The sequence below is a fragment of the Streptomyces sp. NPDC026672 genome, from assembly GCF_040638185.1.
Classification (GTDB): Bacteria; Actinomycetota; Actinomycetes; order Streptomycetales; family Streptomycetaceae; genus Streptomyces.
The window spans coordinates 46,672-69,167 of the sequence record NZ_JBEZXS010000007.1 but is presented as its reverse complement, the minus strand read 5'-3'; the positions used below and the strand labels follow the sequence as shown (position 1 = coordinate 69,167).

Annotated in this window: 20 protein-coding genes; 14 read left to right on the top strand and 6 right to left on the bottom strand. The window is 71.2% G+C overall.

Features of this window, described 5'->3' with window-relative positions; translation table 11 throughout:
• Nucleotides 1–3 precede the first annotated feature (3 nt).
• Nucleotides 4–711 carry a DUF899 family protein gene (locus AB0F77_RS10200; protein WP_361944480.1) on the bottom strand — a complete coding sequence of 236 codons (708 nt, stop codon included), beginning with the start codon at nucleotides 709–711 and terminating at the stop codon, nucleotides 4–6.
• 105 nt (nucleotides 712–816) lie between these two features.
• Here AB0F77_RS10200 and AB0F77_RS10195 point away from each other — a divergent pair, with 105 nt between their 5' ends.
• From AB0F77_RS10195 to AB0F77_RS10185, 3 genes are all read left to right on the top strand, one after another.
• Nucleotides 817–1,404 carry a GNAT family protein gene (locus tag AB0F77_RS10195; RefSeq protein WP_361944477.1) on the top strand — a complete coding sequence of 196 codons (588 nt, stop codon included), beginning with the start codon at nucleotides 817–819 and terminating at the stop codon, nucleotides 1,402–1,404.
• A gap of 44 nt (nucleotides 1,405–1,448) precedes the next feature.
• Nucleotides 1,449–2,048 (top strand): DinB family protein, encoded by a 600-nt coding sequence (locus AB0F77_RS10190; protein ID WP_361944474.1) that lies wholly within the window; start codon nucleotides 1,449–1,451, stop codon nucleotides 2,046–2,048.
• A 226-nt stretch (nucleotides 2,049–2,274) separates the two neighbouring features.
• On the top strand, nucleotides 2,275–2,679 hold the full coding sequence (locus tag AB0F77_RS10185) for a VOC family protein (protein ID WP_361944471.1): 405 nt from the start codon (nucleotides 2,275–2,277) through the stop codon (nucleotides 2,677–2,679).
• Nucleotides 2,680–2,745: 66 nt separating this feature from the next.
• On the opposite strand, the gene AB0F77_RS10180 is transcribed toward AB0F77_RS10185, so the two are convergent.
• On the bottom strand, nucleotides 2,746–3,486 hold the full coding sequence (locus AB0F77_RS10180) for a VOC family protein (RefSeq protein WP_361944468.1): 741 nt from the start codon (nucleotides 3,484–3,486) through the stop codon (nucleotides 2,746–2,748).
• A 193-nt stretch (nucleotides 3,487–3,679) separates the two neighbouring features.
• Between AB0F77_RS10180 and AB0F77_RS10175 the strand changes: the two genes are divergently transcribed.
• Nucleotides 3,680–4,933 (top strand): CopD family protein, encoded by a 1,254-nt coding sequence (locus AB0F77_RS10175; RefSeq protein ID WP_361944465.1) that lies wholly within the window; start codon nucleotides 3,680–3,682, stop codon nucleotides 4,931–4,933.
• A 67-nt stretch (nucleotides 4,934–5,000) separates the two neighbouring features.
• Here AB0F77_RS10175 and AB0F77_RS10170 read toward each other — a convergent pair whose 3' ends face one another.
• The 3 genes from AB0F77_RS10170 to AB0F77_RS10160 all read right to left on the bottom strand — a co-directional run bounded on the left by AB0F77_RS10170 (nucleotide 5,001) and on the right by AB0F77_RS10160 (nucleotide 7,277).
• Nucleotides 5,001–5,876 carry an LLM class F420-dependent oxidoreductase gene (locus AB0F77_RS10170; protein WP_361944462.1) on the bottom strand — a complete coding sequence of 292 codons (876 nt, stop codon included), beginning with the start codon at nucleotides 5,874–5,876 and terminating at the stop codon, nucleotides 5,001–5,003.
• A gap of 112 nt (nucleotides 5,877–5,988) precedes the next feature.
• Nucleotides 5,989–6,588, bottom strand: coding sequence for a TetR/AcrR family transcriptional regulator (locus tag AB0F77_RS10165; RefSeq protein ID WP_361944459.1), 600 nt, complete (start codon nucleotides 6,586–6,588; stop codon nucleotides 5,989–5,991).
• A 110-nt stretch (nucleotides 6,589–6,698) separates the two neighbouring features.
• Nucleotides 6,699–7,277 carry a TetR/AcrR family transcriptional regulator gene (locus tag AB0F77_RS10160; RefSeq protein ID WP_361944456.1) on the bottom strand — a complete coding sequence of 193 codons (579 nt, stop codon included), beginning with the start codon at nucleotides 7,275–7,277 and terminating at the stop codon, nucleotides 6,699–6,701.
• A gap of 283 nt (nucleotides 7,278–7,560) precedes the next feature.
• Between AB0F77_RS10160 and AB0F77_RS10155 the strand changes: the two genes are divergently transcribed.
• From AB0F77_RS10155 to AB0F77_RS10130, 6 genes are all read left to right on the top strand, one after another.
• Nucleotides 7,561–8,142: a 2Fe-2S iron-sulfur cluster-binding protein gene (locus tag AB0F77_RS10155; protein WP_361944453.1), complete on the top strand. Its 582-nt coding sequence runs from the start codon at nucleotides 7,561–7,563 to the stop codon at nucleotides 8,140–8,142.
• Nucleotides 8,139–9,131: a xanthine dehydrogenase family protein subunit M gene (locus AB0F77_RS10150; protein WP_361944450.1), complete on the top strand. Its 993-nt coding sequence runs from the start codon at nucleotides 8,139–8,141 to the stop codon at nucleotides 9,129–9,131. The genes AB0F77_RS10155 and AB0F77_RS10150 overlap by 4 nt, the downstream gene beginning before the upstream one ends.
• A complete protein-coding gene (locus tag AB0F77_RS10145) occupies nucleotides 9,128–11,248 on the top strand; it encodes a xanthine dehydrogenase family protein molybdopterin-binding subunit (protein ID WP_361944447.1) in 2,121 nt (706 codons plus the stop codon). Before AB0F77_RS10150 ends, AB0F77_RS10145 begins: the two co-directional genes overlap by 4 nt.
• Nucleotides 11,241–12,368, top strand: a complete 1,128-nt coding sequence (locus tag AB0F77_RS10140) for an XdhC/CoxI family protein (RefSeq protein ID WP_361944444.1) — start codon at nucleotides 11,241–11,243, stop codon at nucleotides 12,366–12,368. Before AB0F77_RS10145 ends, AB0F77_RS10140 begins: the two co-directional genes overlap by 8 nt.
• Nucleotides 12,369–12,553: 185 nt before the next feature.
• On the top strand, nucleotides 12,554–13,549 hold the full coding sequence (locus tag AB0F77_RS10135; RefSeq protein ID WP_361944441.1) for a TIGR01777 family oxidoreductase: 996 nt from the start codon (nucleotides 12,554–12,556) through the stop codon (nucleotides 13,547–13,549).
• A gap of 215 nt (nucleotides 13,550–13,764) precedes the next feature.
• A complete protein-coding gene (locus tag AB0F77_RS10130) occupies nucleotides 13,765–14,850 on the top strand; it encodes a protein kinase family protein (protein WP_361944438.1) in 1,086 nt (361 codons plus the stop codon).
• A gap of 47 nt (nucleotides 14,851–14,897) precedes the next feature.
• Here the strand turns inward: AB0F77_RS10130 and AB0F77_RS10125 are convergent, their stop codons facing one another.
• On the bottom strand, nucleotides 14,898–15,854 hold the full coding sequence (locus AB0F77_RS10125; RefSeq protein ID WP_361944435.1) for an SDR family NAD(P)-dependent oxidoreductase: 957 nt from the start codon (nucleotides 15,852–15,854) through the stop codon (nucleotides 14,898–14,900).
• A gap of 340 nt (nucleotides 15,855–16,194) precedes the next feature.
• On the opposite strand from AB0F77_RS10125, the gene AB0F77_RS10120 reads away from it, so the two are divergent.
• From AB0F77_RS10120 to AB0F77_RS10105, 4 genes are all read left to right on the top strand, one after another.
• Entirely contained in the window at nucleotides 16,195–18,549 is a 2,355-nt protein-coding gene (locus AB0F77_RS10120; RefSeq protein WP_361944432.1) for a glycoside hydrolase N-terminal domain-containing protein, read from the top strand.
• A gap of 106 nt (nucleotides 18,550–18,655) precedes the next feature.
• Nucleotides 18,656–19,579, top strand: a complete 924-nt coding sequence (locus tag AB0F77_RS10115) for an aldo/keto reductase (RefSeq protein WP_361945103.1) — start codon at nucleotides 18,656–18,658, stop codon at nucleotides 19,577–19,579.
• 267 nt (nucleotides 19,580–19,846) lie between these two features.
• The gene (locus tag AB0F77_RS10110) at nucleotides 19,847–20,914 is read left to right on the top strand and encodes a DUF917 domain-containing protein (RefSeq protein ID WP_361944429.1); all 1,068 of its coding nucleotides are present in this window, start codon (nucleotides 19,847–19,849) and stop codon (nucleotides 20,912–20,914) included.
• Entirely contained in the window at nucleotides 20,911–22,464 is a 1,554-nt protein-coding gene (locus tag AB0F77_RS10105; protein ID WP_361944426.1) for a hydantoinase/oxoprolinase family protein, read from the top strand. The genes AB0F77_RS10110 and AB0F77_RS10105 overlap by 4 nt, the downstream gene beginning before the upstream one ends.
• Nucleotides 22,465–22,496 lie beyond the last annotated feature (32 nt).

The following is a 22,496-nucleotide window of genomic DNA, read 5'->3' as shown; positions in this document are numbered from 1 at the left end:
CGCTCAGTCGCCCCCGGAACCGGAGCCGGGGCCGGGGCCGTACAGGGCGGCGATGTCTTCGGATGTCGCCCACCTGCTGTAGGTGGGCGACTGCGGCCAGCCCTCGGGCGAGTCCTGCCACTCCTCCTGGCGTCCGTACGGCAGGAGGTCGATCAGGGCGAAGGTGTGGCTCAACTGCTCGGTGCCCCGGCCGGTGGTGTGCCAGGTGCGGTAGACGGTGTCGCCGTCGCGGAGGAACACATTGACCGCGAATCCTCCGTCGGGCGGTGCGCCGACGTCGGCGCCGAACGAGCTGTTGGCGGTCGAGTACCAGGGCATCCGGTTGCCGACCCGCTCCTTGTAGGCGAGCGCCTCCTTGATCGGGCCCTGGGTAACGATGACGAAGCGCGCGTCATAGTTGTCCAGGAAGCCCAGCCGGGTGTACTGCGAGGTGAACCCCGTACACCCCGGGCACTGCCATTCCTTGCCGGCGAACCACATGTGGTTGTAGACGATCAACTGCCGCTTGCCCTCGAAGACGTCCACCAGCCGGACGGGACCGTCCTCGCCCTCAAGGGTGTAGTCGGGCATCTCGACCATCGGCAGGCGCCGACGCTCGGCCGCGATGGCGTCGAGCTCACGGGTGGCGGCCTTCTCCCGAACCCGCAACGCCTCAAGCCGACGCTCCCAGGTTCCGGTGTCGACGACGGGGGGTAGTGCGTGGGTGCTCATGATCCCCTCACAGAACTCGTACCCAGTTTCCACTAGCGAAGAGATGGACCCTGCCGGGCCCGAAAACTCATCGGTGGTCCGATCCGCTGGTTCTAGTGTGTCGCCGTGACCACCAACGCTCTCGTCGGCGGCGAGATCCGTCTCGTCCCGTTATCGACCGACCACGCCGAAGCGCTCTTCCCCGCCGCGTCCGATCCCGAAGTATGGCGATGGATGCCACGGCCCCGCCCCGAGTCCATGACGCAGATGCGCACGATGCTGAGCCGGATGATCGCGGACCCCGGTCGGCTGTGCTTCGCCGTGCGGCGTCATCGCGACGACGCCGTGATCGGTTCGACCAGCCTGTACGACATCGATCTCGACGAAAGCCGCGCCGAAGTCGGGGCGACCTGGTTCGACCGGTCCTGCTGGGGAGGACCGTACAACGCCGAATCCAAACTGCTGCTGTTCGGTCACGCTTTCGACGACCTGCACATCACCAGGCTCGCCCTGCGCACCGACAATCTGAACGTGCGCTCCCAGCACGCCCTGATCCGTCTAGGGCTCGTCCATGAAGGAACGCTGCGCAGCCATATGCGACGCCAGGACGGCACCCGCCGCGACTCCTTGTACTACAGCCTGCTCGCGGATGAATGGCCAGCCGTCCGTGACGCGTTGCGGGCCAGGATCGCCGCCAAGACGACCCTTCCTTGATGCGAGGAGCCCCGTTGTCAGTGGTGGGTGGGAGACTTTTCGGCATGATCGAAGCGAAGCCGAAAGCGGATCTTCTGCGGTATCTGCAAGACGCGCGGGACGCCCTGGTGTGGAAGCTCGACGGGCTCTCGGAATACGACGTGCGCCGTCCGCTGACCGCCACGGGCACGAACCTGTTGGGGCTGGTCAAGCATGTCGCCGGGGTGGAGCTGGGGTACCTCGGCGACACGTTCGGGCGACCGTTCTTCGACGAGGCGCCGCCGGCCTGGTGGTACACGGAGGACGCGGAACCCAACGCGGACATGTGGGCGACCGCGGACGAGTCGCGCGAGGAGATCGTCGGGCTCTACCGGCGGGCGTGGGAGCACTCCGACGCCACGATGGCCGCGCTGCCGCTCGACGCGATCGGTCACGTGCCGTGGTGGCCGGAGGAACGCCGCGAGGTGACCCTGCACCACATCGTCGTACGGGTGATCTCCGACACCCAGCGCCACGCCGGCCACGCCGACATCGTGCGGGAGCTCATCGACGGGTCCGTCGGACATTCGCAGGGCAAGGACAGCCTGGCGCCAGGTGATCGGGCTTGGTGGGACGACTACCGGAACCGACTGGAGCGGGTGGCGCGGGAGGCCGGCGACGGGTGATCCCACCCGCCGGTACCGACATCGAAACTTCCCGAAGCGGAGTCGCCGATCGCACCAACACGCCTGTGACGCCCCGCAGTTGAAGCGCGCTCCCGCTCGCCCCGCACAGGGTGATGACGGCGTGCGCGGTGGTGCTTAGGATCATGTGTACGGCATCGCGTGTCGGTCACCGGCCGGGTGAGGCATGGAGGTGCCCGTGAGATTGCCTTGCGGAGGCATTCCACACATGTCAGTCGAGTTGAATCACACCATCGTCCACGCCCGGGACAACCGGGAGTCGGCCCAGTTCCTGGCGCACATCCTGGGACTTGAGGTCGGGACCGAGTGGGGCCCGTTCATTCCCGTGTCCACGGCCAACGGGGTCACCCTGGACTTCGCCACCATCCCGGCGGAGTCGATCGTCATGCAGCACTACGCGTTCCTCATCTCCGACGAGGAGTTCGACGCGGCGTTCGCGCGCATCAGGGAGGCCGGGATCACGTACTACGCCGATCCCCGTCTGAAGCAGCCCGGAGAGATCAACCACCACCACGGCGGACGCGGCCTGTACTTCATGGATCCGTCCGGCCACGGCATGGAAATCATCACCCGCCCCTACGACAGCCACGAGCACCCACCAACGGCTTCCTGAGGCAACGGCGGGCCAGGACGGCACTCGACCTGGCCCGCCGCTCCGCAGCACAAATCGACGCCCGCGTCAGGGATGGGACAGGACGCAGAACTCGTGGTCGTCCGGGTCCGTCAGGCAGGTCCACGGGGTGGCGCCCTGGCCGATGTCGAGGTCGGTGGCGCCGAGAGCGCGTAGTCGGGTCACCTCCGTCGCCTTGTCGTCGCCGGGGTACGGCAGCAGGTCGAGGTGGACGCGGTCCGGTACGGTCTTCGCTTCGGGTTTGCGGAGGAACTCCAGATACGGGCCGGCGCCCTTGGCGGAGCGCAGCACCGCGTGATCGTCGGCCACCTCGTGCAGGGTCCAGTCGATCGCCTCGCCCCAGAACCGGGCCATGGCCCGCGGATCCACGCAGTCGACCACCACCGCGGCGATCGGCCCGGTGTCCCGGTAGACCTCCCGGGGCTCCAGCACGCAGAACTCGTTGCCCTCCGGGTCGGCGAGGACCGTCCACGGCACGTCGCCCTGGCCCACGTCGGCGGGCGTCGCGCCGAGAGACTCGAGGCGCGCGACCAACTCCGTCCGATGGGCCGCGGACGTGGTGGCGAGGTCGAGGTGCACACGGTTCTTCGTCGGCGTCTTGGGTTCCGGGACGGGAACGACGTCGACGCCGAGGGCGACCGGGTCCGGCCAGACGAGGCCGCCGGCGGGTCCGACGTAGGTGGTCACGCCGGGGCTGTACGCACTCCAGCCGAGCGCCTCCGCCCAGAACCGGCCGACCGCCGAGGCGTCGAGGGCCTTGATGTTCACCTGAACCGGTCGCAGCGCCATGCCGGCAATCCTATGCATCCGCTCCGCGACGACACCGCCGCTCGGCCTCAGGCCCCGTCGCGGCCCCGTCGCGGCGCCGTCGTGACCTCGGCGATTTGAAGAATCCTTGAAACAACAATCGTTGATCCATCAAGTTAGGTGTGCCTAACCTAACCGGGCTGTTTGATCTCTCACTTACCTAGGACGGTCGGCCATGCCCCCGCTCAGCCCGTTTCCGGACGCCTCACCACTCGCCGTGGCGCCGCCCTCGACTCCCCTCGGCCCGTTCGAGGACAGCGCGGTCGCGTGGGCGGCCTGGGCGACCTTGATGGGATTCGTCGGCCTGACGGCACTGGCGCTCGTGTCCGCGGGCCCGCCCGCCCGTCGGATCGGAGCGGACACGCTGGCCGCGGTGACGACCCGGCTGTCCCGCGCGGCCGTGGTCCTCGGGCTCCTGGCCGTACCCGCCGTGCTCACCGACCTCGCCCACGGCGCGTCGGAGGACGGCGTCGGCTACGACTACGGCGCGGCGTGGAACACGCTGTACGACGGCAGCAACGCCGGCCGTCTCTCCGGGCTCGAGGTCACCCTCGTCCTCGCCGGCGCCGTGGTGCTCGTTCCGCTGTGTGCGCGCCGCACCGCGGCGGGTCCGGCGCGGAGATGGCTGCTGGCCGTGGGGCTGGGCGCGGGCGCGGTCGCCCTGGGGACCACGAAGTTCCCGGACGAGGTGCCGGACGACTGGGGCCGCACCGTCTTCGAGACGCTGATGTGGATGCTGCACCTGCTCGGCGGCGCGGTCTGGCTCGGCGGACTGGCGGGCCTGGCGCTGCTCGCCCTGCCGGGCGCGGTCGGCCCGGACGACCGGGGAGCCTTCTGGTCACCGTCCATACGCCGCTTCTCCGTCGGCGCGATGAGCTGCGTCGCCGCCATCGCCCTTTCGGGCCTGTTCCTGTACTGGGAGCACGTCGACGGTCCCTCCCAGTTGCTCACGACGATGTACGGGCGCGTGCTCGGCGTGAAGATCCTCATCTTCGGCGTGCTGCTGCTCCTGGGCGGCTTCAACCAGTTCTGGCTGCACCCGAGGATCGACGCCCTGCGTGCGGCGGGTGACGTACGACCGCTGCGCACGATCCTCGTCCGGGAGTTCCCCATGGTCGTCACCGTCGAGACGCTGCTCGGGGCGGCGCTGTTGTTCGTCGCGCCGTTCCTGCACGGCTCGGCGCGCAACCAGGCGTTCCAGGCCGACGTGGCCAAGCGCTCCGCGGTCCTCCCGGAGGAACTGCCCAAGCTCGCGCCCAAGGAGGTCAGCGCGTCCACGTGGGTCTGGGGGACCGCCGAAACCCTCGTCCTCGTCGCCCTGTTGGTCATGGGCTACTGGTACTCCGGTGTGCTCGCCCGCCGGCGTGCCGCCGCCGCGGGGGCGGGCGTCACGGCGAGCGACCCGGGCGACCTCGTCCAGGCGTCGTAGGCGCGTCGGGCGCGGGCGGTACGCCGTCCGCGCCCACACGGTCCCGGCCCGAGGCCGCAGGGGTGCGTCAGAGAAGCTGCTCGGCGAGCGTCCCGTAGAGGGCGAGCATCTTGTCGTCGTACACCTCGACCGTGACGTTCGGCGGGAAGCCGGGCGGCACCACCCGGTTCCTGGTCATCACCTGAAGGGCGACATGGTCGGCACCGGCCACGAAGTGCGCGTCGAGTTCAGCGGCGATGGTCTTCACGTCGCCATGTGCCACGAGCGCGTCGATGAGCCGGTCGCTTCCGCGTCCCGTCACGTCGTCCTCCGTGAACCCGAGCCGACGCAGGCTGTTCCTGTAGTGACGCAGGCCGAGCATCGATTCCATGTAGTCGCGGTTGGTCTCCCGCGCCCGCGCGGGATCGGTGTCCACCACCACCTTGTGCTCGGGTGCGATGAACCGGGCGGCGCCGAGGACGGGGCGGGCCCGCTCGGTGTATTCCGGTGTGACGCTGTACGGCAGTACACCACCGGCCCGTTCGGCCGCCATGGCGAGCATCTTCGGGCCTAGGGCCGCGACGGCCCGGGATTCGACGGGAACTCCCGCGGCGTCGAGCTTGTCCAGATAACCCGTGATCGCCTGCATCGGCGTCTGGAATTCCTGGTTCTGCTCGGGATGACCGGCTCCGATACCGAGCAGAAAGCGTCCGGGGAAACGGTCGTTGATCCGGTGGAACGACGCGGCGGCGGTTTCGGCGCTGCCGTGCCAGATGTTCAGCACGCTGGTACCGACGGTGAGCGACGTGGTCGATTCGAGCAGCTCATCGATCCCGGCGAGATCGGCCGTCTGCCCGCTCAGCCAGAGCGCGGTGAAACCCAGACGCTCGATTTCCGCCGCGCACGCCGGAGTTGTCAGGAATCCGGGCTGCCAGATACCGAACTTGCCTATCTTGAAACTCACTTGAACGCCCCGCGATCAGCATGTGGATGAACGGTCGCGGCGAACGCTGCCAGATCAAAAATGTACCCTCAAGTACACTCCGGGCGGCGGCCCTGCGCGGCTGAGCGACGGGTCAGGCGGCCAGGGCGGTGCCGGTGCGTAGGTGGTCGACGCACATGTCGAACGCCGCTTCTATGTGGCGCGGTGACCCCGTGGCCATGAAGATCACCACGCCGCCGTGGATCGCCGCGATCACTCCGGCCGCGGCGGTGCCCGCGTCCACGTCGGAGCGGATGTGGCCGAGCGCCTGCATCTCCTTGATGCCCGCCTCGATGTGGTGCTGCCACTGGTCGATCATGCGCCGGGTGACCTCCTGCGCCGCCGGAGTAGGACGGTCGGTCTCGGTGATCATCGCGCCCAGCGGGCAGCTCACGCCATGCCGGCGGTAGCGCTGGACGACTTCGTCACGCCACTCCCGCCAGGCCGACCACGACGTCAGCTCCCCCACGCAGGACTGCTGCTCCTCGATCACGAGGTCCGCCTCGCGCTGGGCCACGGCGAGCAGCAGTTGTTCCTTGCCCTCGGGGAAGTAGTGGAACAGCTGGCTCTTGCCTGTGCCGCTGCGGCGGCAGACGCCGTCGAGGGTGAGGTCCCCGACACCGCGGTCACGGATCTCGGCGACGGCCGCCTCGATGATCCGCCGACGGGTCGCGGCCCCCTTCTTCGTCAGCATGAGCCCTCCAGCCACCGATGACGACCATCCCATGGACGCTGCCAGAGCAGAAATGGACCCGCAAGTACATTGAGGGGCCCCTGGAGCTCGGGAGCCCTGGAGCCCGGCCGCTAGGAGCCCGGGGATCCGGCGCGCAGGCCGGCCATGACCAGGTCCAGGAGTCGGGTGGCGCGCGGGCGCCAGTCGTCCGTGGGGTCGATCAGCCACAGGCCGGCGATCGCGAGGATGAAGTCGTCCGCGGTCACCCCGGGACGAATGGTGCCCGCCTCCTCGTTGGCGCGGAGCAGGAGGTCGGCCGCCTCGGCGAGCGGGGTGGGGGACGGCTTCGCCGGGCCGCCGGGGCCGCTCGTGGCGAACCGGATCGCGTCGGCGAGCCCGGCCTTCGTCATGGCGAACTCGGCGAGCCGGTCCATCCAGGCGCGCAGGGCCCGTTCGGCGGGCAGCTCGTCGAGCAACTGGGCCGCGCTGTCGGCGACTTGCCGCATCTCGTGACGGTAGATCTCCAGGACGAGCGACTCACGGTTGGGGAAGTTCCGGTAGAACGTGCCCTGTCCGACGCACGCCTTCTTGGCGATCGCGCTGAGCGCGGCGTCCGGACACCGCGTGAGTTCTTCCAGTGCGACCGCCAGGATGCGCTCACGGTTGCGCTGCGCGTCCGACCGCTGGGGCACAACTCTCTTCTGCTGCACCGGTCTCTCCTCACAGGCTCATGGCCGAACCCGTCCTTGCTAAGCGGACAGCAGTCCGTTAGGTTCCCTGTTGGCGGACAGCTGTCCGGATAGGTCCACCATAGCGGTGGCCGTGACCGCTGAGCAGACGGCGGCAGACGCCTGCCGCAGTTCATCGGCCTTGTCAGCATGCCCACTTCGCCGCGGCGAACCATCGTCCCGTACGACGCACTTCCCCGAAAGCCGGTCCGACCGACCGCCGGACCCGCCCCCCACCGTTCCGGAAACGCGAAAGAAGTTGCTCATGGCCTTATCGACGTCCAGCGTCATCACCCTGCACATCAACGGCGAGAAGTACACGCTGCCCGTCGACCACCGCACCACCCTGCTCGACGCGCTGCGCGAGCGTCTCGATCTGACCGGCACCAAGAAGGGCTGTGACCAGGGCCAGTGCGGTGCCTGCACGGTCCTGGTCGACGGTCGCCGCACCGTGGCCTGCCTGCAACTCGCGGTCGCGGCCGAGGGACGCGAGATCACCACGATCGAGGGTGTGGCCGACGACGACCGACTGCACCCGGTGCAGCGGGCCTTCCTCGAACTGGACGGCTACCAGTGCGGATACTGCACACCGGGCCAGATCTGTTCGGCGATCGGCGTGCTCGGGGAGCAGGCGGCCGGGTGGCCGAGTGCCGTCACCGGCGACATACGTCCCGAGGCGGGACCTCCGTCGCTGACCCCCGAGGAGATCCGGGAACGGATGAGCGGCAACCTGTGCCGCTGCGGTGCGTACAACTCGATCGTCGAGGCCGTCGCCCGTGCGGCCGCCGATACGGCTCCCGCGCCCCGGACCGGCGCCGAGCCGGGCCCGAAGGAGGCCGCGGCATGAGGGAGTTCGACTACCAGAGGGCCTCGGACGTGGCGGGCGCGGTGGCCCTGCTCGACGCCGACCCGGACGCGCGCTTCCTGGCGGGCGGCACCAATCTGGTCGACCTGATGAAGACCGGTGTCGAGCGGCCCGCCCGGCTCGTCGACGTACGCGAACTGCCGCTGGACCGCGTCGAGTCGGTGGCCGACGGCGGTCTGCGCATCGGTGCGACCGTCACCAACAGCGACCTCGCGGCCCACCCCGAGGTCCGCCGCCGCTACCCGGTGCTGACGCAGGCGGTGCTCGCCGGTGCCTCCGGCCAGTTGCGCAACATGGCCACGGTCGGCGGCAACCTCCTCCAGCGCACCCGCTGCGGCTACTTCGCCGATGTCACCAAGCCGTGCAACAAGCGGGCCCCCGGCAGCGGTTGCCCGGCCGTCGAGGGCGAGCACCACAATCACGCCATCCTGGGCGCGTCCGAGCACTGCGTGGCCGTGCACCCCTCGGACATGGGCGTCGCCCTGACCGCCCTCGACGCCGTGGTGCACTACGAAACCGCCGAAGGACCGGGCGAGTTGCCGATCGGCCGGTTCTACGAGCCCGTCGGTGACACCCCGCACCGGGAGACGGCCCTGCCGCCGGGCGCGCTGATCACCGGCGTCACCCTGCCGCCGGCCCCGGTCGCCGCCCGCTCCCGCTACCGCAAGGTCCGCGAGCGCGCCTCGTACGCCTTCGCCGTGGGCTCGATCGCCGCCGCGCTAGACGTCCGCGACGGTGTGGTGCACGACGTACGGCTGGCGTTCGGAGCGGTCGCCTCCCGCCCCTGGCGGGCCCTCGCAGCCGAACGCGTCCTGGCCGGGGCGCCCGCGGACGCCGAGACGTTCGCCCGGGCGGCGGACGCCGAACTGGCGGCGGCCCGACCGCTGCCGCACAACGGATACAAGGTCACCCTGATGCGCAACCTCGTGGTGGCCGTGCTGAGCGAACTCGCCGAGGAGGCCGCGCGATGACCACGACCACCACCGCGGCCGTCCGTGCCGTGGGCACCGGCCACGTCCGCGTGGAGGGCCGGGACAAGGTCACCGGCGCCGCCCGCTACGCGGGTGAGATCCCCTTCACCGAACTCGCCCACGGCTGGCTGGCGTTGTCCACCGTCACCCGTGGCCGCATCCGGGAGATCGAGACCGCTCCCGTCCTCGCGATGCCGGGCGTCCTCGCCGTCCTGGACCATCACAACGCCCCGCGGGTCGACACCGACTTCGTCGGCATGCTGGGCACGCGACCCGATCCGACCTGCGCCGTGTTCCAGAACGACCGGGTGCCGCACATGGGCTGGCCGGTGGCGCTGGTCGTCGCCGAGACGCCCGAACAGGCGCGTGAGGCCGCCGAGGCACTGGTGGTCCGCTACGAACAGCAGCCGCACGACACCGAGTTGACCGCCGACCACCCGGGCGCCTATGCGCTGGACGGCCATATGCCCGCGGTGACGGACAAGGGCGACCTCGACGCCGAACTCGCCGCGTCCGCCGTCGTCCTGGACGCCGAGTACACCACTCCCGAGGAGCACCACAACCCGATGGAGCCCCACGCGGCGACGGCCCGCTGGGACGACGGACGGCTGGAACTGGTGGACTCCAACCAGGGCGCCACCTGGGTCGTCGGTGAACTCGCGAGACTCTTCTCGCTCGATCCGGCGTCGGTGCGGGTGCGTTCGGAACACGTCGGCGGCGGCTTCGGCAGCAAGGGCGTGCGCGCCCACCAGGTGGCCGCCATCATGGCCGCGACGGTCCTCCAGCGGCCGGTGCGCGTGGTGCTGTCCCGGCGTCAGATGTTCACCCTGGGCGGCCATCGCAGCCCCACCGTCCAGCGGGTCAGGCTCGGTGCCGACCCCGACGGACGGCTGCGCGCCCTGGACCACCGCAGCCTGAGCCGCACCTCCACCGTGTTCGAGTTCGTGGAGCCCAGCGCGGGCGTGGCCCGTGTCATGTACGACGCCGACGCCCACCACACGGAGAACCTGGTCGTACGGCTGGACGTCCCGAGCCCGACGTGGATGCGGGCGCCGGGCGAGGCACCGGGCTCCTTCGCGCTGGAGGCGGCGCTCGACGAACTCGCCGAGAAGTGCGGCGTCGACCCGATCGAACTGCGCCTGCGCAACGAACCGGAGAAGGGCCCGGTGTCCGGACTCCCGTTCGCGAGCCGCAATCTGCGCGCCTGCTTCGACGAGGGTGCCCGCAGGTTCGGGTGGGCAGAGCGCGACCCGCGCCCCGGGCTGCGCCGTGACGGACGGTGGCTGCTGGGCACCGGCACCGCAGCCGCGTCCTTCGGCGCGGGCGCCGGCCCCTCGACCGCCACGATCACCGCCGAGGCGGACGGCCGCTTCACCGTGCGGATCGCCGCGGCGGACATCGGCACCGGTGCGCGGACCGCCCTGACCCTGATCGCGGCGGACGCCCTGGACGTCCCGCCGAACCGGGTCCATGTGCGGCTGGGCGACAGCGAGTTCGGGCCTGCGATGATCGCGGGCGGTTCGATGGGCACCCGCTCGTGGGCCTGGGCCGTGACCGCAGCGGCGGAGGAGCTGCGCGAGCGGCTCGTCCCCGGCATGGTCGTCCCGCCCGAGGGCATCAGCGCGCGTTCCGACACGACCGCCGCCCTCCGCGCCCTCACGCCGAAGGAACGCCACTCCTTCGGGGCGCAGTTCGCCGAGGTCGCCGTGGACGTCACCACCGGTGAGGTGCGGGTGCGGCGGATGCTCGGCGTCTTCGCGGCGGGCCGTATCGTCAACCCGCTCACCGCACGCGGCCAGTTCACCGGCGGCATGATCTGGGGCATCTCCATGGCCCTGCACGAGGAGGGCGTGCGCGACCAGGCGTCCGGCGGTCACGTCGGGGCCGACCTGGCGGGCTACCACGTGGCCGCGCACGCCGACGTGCCGCGCATCGAGGCGCACTGGGTGGACGATCCCGACCCGGACGACCCGGTCGGTATCAAGGGGATCGGCGAGATCGGCATCGTCGGCGCGGCGGCGGCCATCGCCAACGCGGTCTGGCACGCGACCGGGCAACGCCATCGCAGTCTGCCCATCCGCCCCGACCGCATCCTGGCTGCGGGCCGGAATGCTTGATCTCGCCCCGGAGTTGAGCGGCTGGCTGGAGGAGGGCCGGGACGTCGCGGTCGCCACGGTCGTGGCCGTCGGCGGCAGCGCACCGCGCGGTCCCGGCGCCACTCTCGCGGTCGACGAGGACGGCACCGTCATCGGCTCGGTCTCCGGTGGCTGTGTCGAGGGCGCGGTCTACGAGTTGTGCACGCAGGCGCTGGAGACCGGGGAGAGTGCGCTGGAGCGCTTCGGCTACAGCGACGAGGACGCCTTCGCCGTGGGGTTGACCTGCGGCGGGGTACTCGACGTGATGATCACGCCGGTGGCCGCGGACACGCCCGTGAGCCGACTGCTGCGCACGGCCCTGGAGACCGCGGCGGCGGGCGAACCGGTGGCCCTCGCGCGGGTCGTACGGGGCCCGGCCGGGCTCCTCGGCACCGCGCTGCTGGTCCGTGCCGACGGCTCCCACGAGGGCGGGCTCGGCGGGCATCCGGACCTGGACGGGACGGCCGTGGCCGAGGCGCTGGCCGCGCTGGACGCGGGCCGTACCGGGACGGTCGAGCTGTCGGAGGACGGCTCGCACTGCCCCGGTGGCCTCACACTGCTCGTCGAGTCGAGTGTGCCGCCGCCGCGAATGATCGTCTTCGGTGCGGTCGACTTCGCGGCGGCGCTGGTCCGTGCGGGCAAGTTCCTCGGCTACCACGTCACCGTGTGCGACGCGCGGCCCGTCTTCGCCACCCGGGCGCGCTTCCCGGAGGCGGACGACGTCGTCGCGGACTGGCCCCACCGCTATCTGCGGCGCACGACGACGGACGCGCGCACCGTGCTGTGCGTGCTCACCCACGACGCCAAGTTCGACGTCCCCCTGCTGGAGGTCGCGTTGCGTGTTCCCGCGGCCTTCGTGGGCGCGATGGGCTCGCGTCGCACCCACGTCGACCGCGACCGCCGGCTGCGCGAAGCCGGGCTGAGCGAGAGCGAGTTGGCGCGGCTCAGGTCTCCCATCGGCCTCGACCTCGGAGGCCGTACGCCCGAGGAGACGGCCCTGTCGATCGCGGCGGAGATCGTCGCGAGTCGGCGGGGTGGGACGGGTGCTCCGCTGACGGGTTCGGCACGACCGATCCACCGGAGCCTCGCCCATCAGACGTAGGCGGGTGCGATCGGGCTGACGGGGCGTGACATCGTGCCCCGTGGGGGGCGTCCATGGCGGGTTCATGGACGCCCCCCGTGCCGTCGTCACGAAAAGACCCGAGGACGCGCGGAGACCCGAGGCGGTAGTTGAACACGTTCAAAAAGTAGGGCTACGCTGCTGTCGAACCGAGTCGAGGGGGTTCGATGAAGGTAGTGCTGCCCGGTGGCACCGGACAGGTGGGCACGGTTCTCCAGCGGGCGTTGACGGCGGCCGGGCACGAGGTCACCGTGCTGACCCGGCGTCCCGTGCGGCCGTACGACATCGGCTGGGACGGGGTCACACCCGGCCCGTGGGTGTCGGCGATCGACGGTTGCGACGTCGTGATCAACCTGGCCGGGCGCAGCGTCTCCTGCCGGTACACGCCCGAGAACCTGCGGGCCATGATGGACTCCCGGGTGGACTCGACCCGGGTGGTCGGCGAGGCGATCGCCGCCGCCGCGCGACCACCGCGTGTCTGGCTGCAGATGAGTACGGCGACGATCTACGCCCACCGCTTCGACCCGGCGCACGACGAGGCGACGGGCGTGATCGGCGGCTCGGAGGCCGGGGTGCCGGACTACTGGGCGTACAGCGTCGAGATCGCGAAGAACTGGGAGCGGGCGCAGGCCGAGGCGCCGACACCCGCGACGCGCAAGGTGGCACTGCGCTCGGCGATGGTGATGAGTCCGGACCGGGGCGGCGTGTTCGACGTCCTGTCGCGGCTGGCCCGGTTCGGCCTTGGCGGTGCGGTGGGCGGTGGGGCGCAGTACGTCTCCTGGATCCACGACGAGGACTTCGTGCGCGCGGTGGAGTTCCTGATGGCCCGGGACGATGTCGAGGGGCCGGTGAACCTCGCCGCGCCCGGGCCCCTTCCCCAGCGCGACTTCATGCGGGCGCTGCGCCGGGCCTGGGGCGTCCCGGTGGGGCTGCCCGCGACGCGCTGGATGGCCGAGGCGGGGGCGTTCGCGCTGCGCTCGGACACGGAGTTGCTGCTCAAGAGCCGAAGGGTGGTGCCCGGACTACTGCGCGCCGCCGGGTTCGACTTCGTCCACCCGGAGTGGGAAGGGGCCGCCGCGTCCCTCGTACGACGCGCCCGTCCGGCTCGTACGGCAGCGGGCAGGGTCGGAACGCCCCCGGCGGCGAGCGGCCCTGTCGTGTAGACGGCCGGTGGGAGGTGTCCTGGTCGAAGACCCGCGTCGGCCGCGTGCCGAAGAGGATCGGATGCCACAGCGGCGCGCAGGCCGCGGTCCCGGCCCGCCGCACGCAGGCCCGACGTGCGACCGAGCCACGGAGAGGCCGTCCGGCGAACGCGCCCCCGTCGCCGTGCTCCTGGCATGATCAACAGGTGGGATCGGACGTCGGGTTGGAGCCGTTGATGGAAGCGACCGAGTCGGACCGTGCCGGGCGAGTGGCCGCCCACGCGGCCGTGGGGACGCGGTTGTCCCTCCTCGGCGACCGGCAACTCGGGGCGGCCGTGGCCGCGGCGCCCCAAACGGGTTCCGGTGTCGGCGGCAGGTCGGCGCGGATGGAGGTCGCGGGCGTCCCGGTGTTCGTCAAACGGGTCCCGCTGACCGACGTCGAGTTGGAGCCGGGGCATGTGCGCTCGACCGCCAACCTGTTCGGGCTTCCGCTCTTCTACCAGTACGGGTTGGGATCGGCGGGCTTCGGGGCCTGGCGCGAGCTGGCCGCGCACATCATGACCACCGGCTGGGTGCTCGAGGACGCCTACGCGGGATTCCCGTTGCTCCATCACTGGCGGGTGGTGCCCGACGGTCCCCCGGTCGGCTTCATGGACGAACTCGGTGGTGTGGAGGGGGCGGTCGCGCACTGGGACGGATCACCGGCCGTACGCCGTCGGCTGGAGGCCGTGGGCCGGTCGTCGCACAGCCTGGTCCTGTTCCTGGAACATGTGCCGCGGACGCTCGCCGACTGGCTCCGTGAGCATCGCGACGACGCCCGGCCACCGGGGCCGGGCGGTACGTCGGCCTACCGGTGGGTCGAGGACGAACTGGTCCGGGGGACGCGGTTCATGAGCAGCCGCGGACTGGTCCATTTCGACGCGCACTTCGCCAATCTGCTGACCGACGGCCGACGGGTCCACTTCGCGGACTTCGGGCTCGCGCTGAGCCGCGACTTCGAACTCTCCGCCGAGGAGGCCGACTTCCTGACCGGCCACCTCGCCTACGACCGCTCGTACGCGCCGGCCCACCTGCTGCGCCATCACCTGCCCGACGCCCTGCGCGACGGCACCGGGCCCGGGGACTTTCTGCGGGCCTGGGTCGACGGGCACCGCCCCCAGGGGATTTCGCCCGACCTCCGCGCGGTGATCGACCGGCACGCCCCGCACGCCGTCGTCCTCGACGAGTTCCACCGGCGGCTGCTCACCCGGAGCAAGCACACCCCCTTCCCCGCGGCCGAGATCCAGCAGGCGCTGGCCGCCGCGCCGACGCCGGGACCGTAGGACAGGGACGGAGTCCCGTCCGCCCACCGAGGTCGCCGGTCCGCCCGTTATGCCTCTCCGGTCACGGCGACCGGGTCGATGCCCGTCAAGTCGCGGCCGGCGTCCCACAGTCGGGTCGCGGTGGTGCTGTCGGTGAGGTGCGGCCACAGGGCCTCCTGGTGGGGCGTACCGCGCAGGCCGAAGTGACGCGGGCCCCAGAGCCCGCCTCCGTATACGAACGGGTCGAGTACCGCCCGGACCGCGGGCCACGCCCCCGCGTCCTTGCCCTGGACGAGGAGGGCCGCGGGTGCCGCGCGCAGCCGGGCGCCGAGACCGTGTACGTGGACGGGTGGCCTCGGCGGGGTGAGGGAGTCCAGCGCGCCGCCGGGATGGACCACCACGCTCGCGACCGAACTGCCGGAGTCCCGCAGACGGCGGTCGAGTTCGAGGCCGAAGTACATCTGCGCCAGCTTGGACCGTCCGTAGCTGCGCTTGGCCCGGTACTCCCGCAGGGACTGGAGGTCGTCGAGGTCCAGCCGTTCCGTCTTCGCCGCGAAGCTGCCGACGGTGACCACACGGGCCGCCGGTGCGGCCGACAGCAGCGGCATCAGCAGGCCCGTCAGTGCGAAGTGCCCGAGGTGGTTCGTGCCGAACATCAGCTCATGGCCGTCCCCGGTCTCGCGCCGCGGCGGGGCGTTGAGGGCGACGCCGGCGTTGTGGACCACCGCGTCGAGCCGGTTCACCGCCAGCGCGTCCACCGCCGTACCGAGTGACGACAGGTCGGCGAGGTCCAGTGGTACGGCGCGTACCCGCGCGTCGGGCACGCGCGAGCGGATCGAGGACATGGCGGTTTCGGCTTTCGCGGGGTCCCGGCTGCCCAGGACGACGGTGGCGCCGGTGGCGGACAGCTGCTCCGCGACGAAGTAGCCGATGCCCGTGTTGCCGCCGGTGACCAGGAAGACGCTGCCCTCGGCGCGCGGCAGCCGGTGGACGTCCCAGGGCGGGGTGGTGGACGCGGACGACATGGTGGCGGTCTCCCTTGCTGCCGGACGGCCGGAACGGTCACGGCCGCTCCCGAGGGGATCGGCCCGGTCCCCACCGTTCCAGCGGGCGCCGACACATCGCCGACGGATCACCGACAGCCGCCGCGGGGCCGGCTGTCGGATACATCCGATCCAGTGAGGCCGCTCCTGGGGAAGTGTATGGAATGAGTTCCGTTATGAGGCAAGAGTGAGCATTCATGACCGATCTTGGGTCGAATAGATCGGATGATTGCGCGTCCGATCCGTTGACATGCTCGAAACATCTGACCTATTTTTCGAGGGCCCTCCCCACGCTGCCGCCCCTTGAAAGGGAACTTCTACCGTGCCCTCTCGTCGCGACTTCTTCCGACTCACCGGTGCCACCGGTGGCGGCCTCGCTCTCGCCGGCGGCCTTCCCGCGTTCACCGCGCACGCCGCGCCGTCCCGCCCGTCGAACGTGGACCTCGTCCCGGAGGGCAAGGCCACCACGATCTGGTACCGCACGCCCGCCGACGAAACCCGGATCATCCAGGAGGCGCTGCCCGTCGGCAACGGCCGGCTCGGCGCGCTGGTCGGCTCCGACCCCGCGGACGACTTCCTCTACCTCACCGACGGTTCGTTCTGGTCCGGCGGCCGCAACGACACCCTGACCGACGACGGCCAACTTCCCTACGGCAAGGACGACTTCGGCAGCTTCGGGCTGCTGGCCAAGCTCCGGATCGCGCTGCCCGGCCACTCCGGCGACGCGGTGAGCGACTACCGCCGCCAACTCGACCTGAGCAACGGCGTGGTGTCCGCGACCTACCGGTACCGCGGGGCCCGCTACCGCCGTGAGGTCTACGCGAGCCACCCCGACGACGTGGTCGTCGTCCGGCTCACCGGTGGTCCGCACACCGGCACGATCTCGCTGGCCGGCACGCACGACGAGACCACCTCGGGCGGCAACGGGCAGCTGTCCTTCACCGGGAAGCTGGGCAACGGCCTGCGGTACGCCGCCGCCGTGACCGCGGTCGGCACCGGCGGCCAGGTCAGGGTCGCCGACGACAAGCTGTCCTTCACCAACTGCCGCGAACTGCTGGTCGTGGTCTGCGCCGGCACCGACTACTCCCCCGACGCCGCGAAGGACTTCCGGGCGGGCACCGACCCCCTCGCCCTGGCCCGCACCAAGGTGACCACCGCGGCGAAGGTGTCCGGCACCACGCTGCTGAACACGCACGTGGCCGACTACCAGCGGCTGTACAACCGGTTCTCGATCGACCTGGGCGAGTCGTCGGACCTCCAGCGGTCGCTGGACTCGTGGTCGCGCATCGCCGTGCGCTACACCGACAAGTCCACTCCGGACCCGGAACTGGAGGCCGCCTACGTCCAGTACGGCCGCTACCTCACCATCACCGGCTCCCGCGACTGGCTGCCGATGAACCTCCAGGGCATCTGGGTGCACAACAACAACCCGGACTGGTACGCGGATTACCACACCGACATCAACATCCAGATGAACTACTGGCTGGCCGACCCGGCCAACCTGGGCGAGAACTCCTACGCCCTGGCCAAGTACTGCGTCTCCCAACTGCCGGTCTGGACCGACGTCACCAAGCGGTTGTTCAACAACGACCGCAACCGGTTCCGCAACAGCTCCGGCAAGATCGCCGGCTGGGCGGTCGCGTTCTCCACGAACATCCACGGCGGCAGCGGCTGGGCCTGGCACCCCTCCGGCAACGCCTGGCTCTGCAACTCGCTGTGGCGGCACTACGAGTTCAGCCAGGACCGTGAGTACCTGGAGCTGATCTACCCGGTCCTCAAGGGCGCCGCCGAGTTCTGGCAGGCGCGCCTGATCACCAGCACGGTCACCGACGCGGACGGGACCTCGCGCGAGGTGCTGATCGACGACACCGCCTGGTCGCCGGAGCACGGCCCCGACAACAAGGGCATCACCTACGCGCAGGAGCTGGCGTGGGAGCTGTTCGAGGAGTTCAGGACCGCCTCCAAGGTGCTGGAGCGCGACCAGGAGATGGCCGCGGACCTGGCCGCGATGCAGGCCAAGCTCTACCTCCCCCGGGTCAGCCCCAAGTCCGGCTGGCTGGAGGAGTGGATGAGCCCGGACAACCTCGGTGAGACGACCCACCGGCATCTGTCCCCGCTGATCGGCTTCTTCCCCGGTGACCGGATCGCCGCGGACACCAGCCCTAAGGAACTGCTCGACGGCGTGCGCGCGTTGCTGACCGCCCGCGGCATGGACACCTTCGGCTGGGGCTGCGCCTGGCGGTCGCTGTGCTGGTCGCGCCTGAAGGACGCGGACAAGGCGTACGACCTCTATCTGACCGTCCTGCGGCCGTCCATCTCCAACGGCAACGGTACCTCGGCCAACTGGTTCGACATGTACAGCCAGGGCAGCTACACGATCTTCCAGATCGACGCGAACCTGGGTGGCGCCACCGCGGCGCTGGAGATGCTGCTCTACTCGCGACCCGGCGTGATCGAGCTGCTGCCCGCGCTCCCCGAGGCGTGGGCGGACAAGGGCTCGGTCAGCGGTGTCGGCGCCCGCGGCGGCTTCGTCGTCGATCTGGCGTGGCGCGACGGCAGGGCGACCTCGGTGACCATCCGCAGCGTCGGCGGGACGACGACCGAACTGCGCGCCGGCTCCTTCCGCAAGCAGATCAGCCTCAAGCCCGGCAAGTCCGTGACGGTCCGGATCCCCTGACCTGAGGTCCACCTGGGGCCTTTACATGTCCTCGCGCGAGGACATATCGTGTCCACGGGCGTGGACACCAGGTCGCGTCCACGCCCGCCCGCAGGACACCGGAAAGATCACCCCAGTGGCACGCATCGGCAGATCCGACCTCGACGTCCATACCCTCGCCCTCGGCGGCGCCGTCCTCGGCTGGACGGCCGACGAGGCCGAGTCCTTCGCCGTCCTCGACGCCTACGCCGCCGCGGGCGGCAACTTCGTGGACAGCTCCAACATCTACGCGGACGGCCACTCGGAGCCGATCATCGGCAGGTGGCTGGACAGCCGCGGTCGCCGGGACGACTTCGTCGTGGCCACCAAGGTCGGCCTGGGCGACCGGTTCCCGGGGCTGCGGCCCGCGACGATCCGCCGGGCGGCCGAGGAATCGCTGCGCCGCCTCGGCGCCGAGCGCATCGACCTCTACTACACCCACGCCGACGACCCCCGCGTCCCGGTCGAGGAGATCATCGGGGCGCTGGACGGACTGGTGAGGGAGGGCAAGGTCCGCGCGATCGGGGCCTCGAACATCTCCCCCGAACGGCTCGCCGCCGCCCTGGAGTTCTCCGAACACGAGGGGCTCGCGCGCTACGAGATCGTGCAGCCGCTCTACAACCTCGTCGAACGCGACCACTACGAGGGCCGGTTGGCCGGGGTGGTCGCCGAGTACGGTCTGTCGGCGGCGCCTTACGCCTCGCTCGCCGGGGGCTTCCTCACCGGCGCCTACCGGCCGGGCCGGTCCGTGCGCAGCGTCCGGGCCCCCCGCGCGGTGAGCCATCTGGCCGACCCACGCGGCCGACGGGTCCTGGCCGCCCTCGACGAGGTCGCCGCCGCCCGCGGTGCAGAGGTCGCCTCGGTGGCGCTCGCCTGGCTCTCCGCGCAGCCGACGGTGGTGGCACCGATCGCGAGTGCGGACAACGCCCGCCAGGTGCCGCCGCTGCTGGCCGGGGTCACCCTGGAACTCGACGCGCGGGAACTCGCTCTGCTCACCGCGGCCTCGGCCTGACCCCGACGAGGACAGAGGGCCCACGTGCGGGTGGGCCCTCGCAGGCGGCGCGGGTCCGAGGACTCCCGTCCGAGGACCGAGGCGGGCGGCTCGGCGGTCACCGCGAGTCCGCTTCGCAGGGTGTCGGCGTACGGAGTGAGCACCACGCCGCGCCAAGGCCGTGCCGCCCTGCTGGGCGCATAGCCTAAGCGGGCCGCGTTGTCTGTGCCGCTCGCCCAGTGAAGCGGAGGGGACGAGTTGATTCTCTGTCTGTGACTAGGAGGTGGCATGGAAGAGATCACTCTTGAGGACATTCCCGATGTGACACTGGGCGCCGGTGTGCTGGCGACCGGCGGTGGCGGCGAGCCGTTCGTGCCGCGGCTCATGGCCGAGGAGGCGCTGCGCCGCTACGGCCCGGTGCCCCTGGTGCGCGCCGCCGACCTCGACCCGGAAGGGCTGCTGCTGCCCCTCGCCGTGATCGGCGCGCCCACCGCGTTCGCCGAGAAGTTCTTCAACGGCGGCGAAGCCCTGACCGCGCTGCGCGCCCTGGAGCGGCACGTCGGCCGCAAGGGTGTCGGGGTGATGCCGGTCGAGGTGGGCGGCGGGAGCACACTGCTGCCCATCGCCGCGGCCGCCGAGCTGGGGCTGCCCCTCGTCGACGCGGACACGATGCGCCGGGCCTTCCCCAGGGGCGAGCTCACCCACTTCAACCTCGCCGGCATCCCGGCCTCGCCGATCGTCCTGGTGGACCCGGCGGGCAACACGGTGATCGTGGAGGCCGAGAACAACGTGATGGCCGAACGGCTCGCCCGGGCGGCGACCACGGAGATGGGCATGATCGCCGTGGGCACCCTCTATCCGGTGACGGCGCGGCAGGCGGCCGAGTTCGCCATCGACGGCTCGCTGACGTACTGCGCCGAGATCGGCCGACGGGTCCGGGCGGTCCAGGAGGGCGCGGGGTACGGGGAGTTGCTGGACTTCACCGGTGGCCGGCTCGTCTTCACGGGCAAGATCGTGGACCTCGACCGGCGCACGGTGGACGGCTGGGCCCGCGGCACGATCACGTTCGAGGACCTGGACGGCACGGACCGTGTCCTGCGCATCGACTTCCAGAACGAGAACCTCGTCGCGACCGAGGACGGGCTGCCGATCGTCACGGTGCCGGATCTGATCACGCTGCTGGACGTGGAGACGGGGACACCGCTGACGACGGAGACCCTCGCCTACGGCCAGCGGCTGCACGTCCTCGCCTGTCCCGCCCATCCGCGCTGGCACGAGCCCGACGGGATCGAGCTCGCGGGACCCCGCTCGTTCGGCTACGACCTCGACTACGTCCCCTTCGGAGGCGCCCGGTGACCGCCAAGCGTGACCTGCGGCTCGGCATCGACGTCGGCGGCACCAACACGGACGCGGTCGTGGTGGACGCCTCCGGTGTGGTGCGCGCCCGCCACAAGGCGCCCACGACACCGGCCGTGTTCGACGGTGTGGGTACGGCCCTGGCCGCGGTGCTGTCCGGCGTGGACGCCTCCGCCGTCGGCCAGGTGATGCTGGGGACCACGCATCCCCTCAACGCCGTCATCCGGCGTTCCGGACTCGGCCGCGTCGGGGTGCTGCGGGTCGGTGCCCCGGCGACGCTGTCGGTGCCCCCGCTCGCGGGCTGGCCGGCCGACCTGGTCGACGTGGTCCGCGGGCCGGTGGCGATCGTGCGGGGCGGGCACGAGTACACGGGCGTCGAGGGCCAGCCGCTGGACGAGGGCGCGGTGCGGGACTTCGCCGAGCGGTGCGGGGGCCGGGTGGACGCCGTCGCCGTCACGGCGATGGGTTCGCCCGTCAACCCGGCCCACGAACGGCACGCGGCGGACCTGGTCCGCGAGGTGCTGGGCGACGTACCGGTGACCGAGAGCCGTGACGTGGGCGGGATCGGACTGCTGGAGCGCGAGAACTCCGCGATCCTCAACAGCGCGCTCGTCGGTGTGGGCCGGCAGGTGGCCGAGAGCCTGGTGACGGCCCTCGCGCGGCACCGGATCACGCCGGACGTGTACCTCACCCAGAACGACGGCACGCTGCTGACGGTCGAGGAGGCGATCCGCCGGCCGGTGCTGACCATCGGCTCGGGCCCGACGAACTCCATGCGCGGCGCCGCCTATCTGTCCGGACTGTCCGACGCGGTGGTCATGGACGTGGGCGGCACCTCGACGGACGTCGGGCTGCTCGTCGACGGCTTCCCCCGGGAGTCCGCCATGGCCGTGGACATCGGCGGGGTGCGCACCAACTACCGGATGCCCGACCTCATCGCGATCGGCCTCGGCGGGGGCACGGTCGTCTCCGAGGACGACGACCTGAGGATCGGTCCGGACAGCGTCGGGTACCGGATCACCTCCGAGGCGCTGGCGTTCGGCGGGACGACGCTGACGCTGAGTGATGTGAGCACCGCGGCGGGACGGGGCGCCGTCGGCGACCGGAGGCGTCTGTCCGCCGTCGACGGCGCTCTCGTACGGCGGGTGCTGAAGGTGATCGACGAGCGGTTCTCCGCGCTGGCCGACCGGATCAAGGTGTCCGGCGGTGCGCAGCCGCTGATCGCCGTGGGCGGCGGTGCGCATCTGCTGCCCGAACGGCTCGACGGGATCAGCGCGGTGCACCGGCACGAGCACGCCGACGTCGCCAACGCCATCGGCGCGGCGATCGCCGAGGCGTCCGGCTCCGTCGACCGTACCTTCTCCTATGCGGAGCGCGGCCGGGAGGCGAGTCTGGAGGAGGCGCGGGAGCTGGCCGTGGAGCAGGCGGTGCGCGCCGGGGCCGATCCGGCGCGGGTGCGGATCACCGCGCTCACGGAGGTTCCCATGAGCTACATGCCGGGCGACAGTGTCCGGGTCCAGGCGAAGGCGGTCGGTCCGCTCCTGTCCTGACCGGCGGCGCTCCCGTCCGCACCGGCGGGAGG